Annotated in this window: 1 pseudogene; it reads right to left on the bottom strand. The window is 63.2% G+C overall.

Annotation, left to right across the window (positions count from 1 at the left end):
* Positions 1-209: pseudogene (locus PH586_RS23565) on the bottom strand (sarcosine oxidase subunit beta); the annotation flags it as partial.

Below are 209 nucleotides of genomic sequence, written 5' to 3'. Positions count from 1 at the left end.
GTGTGCTCGATGGTCGGGTAGGAACCGCGCTGGCCGTAACCGACGTAACCGTCGATACCGGCACCGATGACCAGGTCACCCTTGTCCGACTGGCTGATATAGCCGTGTACCGCGTTGGACATGATGACGCTGTCGATGATCGGCTTGATCGGCTCGGACACCAGCGCCTGCAGCGGGTGCGACTCGATCGGCATGCGGAAGCCGGCGAG

Origin of the sequence: Pseudomonas aestuarii (assembly GCF_027988105.1) — a bacterium.
Taxonomy (GTDB): domain Bacteria; phylum Pseudomonadota; class Gammaproteobacteria; order Pseudomonadales; family Pseudomonadaceae; genus Aquipseudomonas; species Aquipseudomonas aestuarii.
This window is presented reverse-complemented; position numbering and strand designations above follow the sequence as displayed.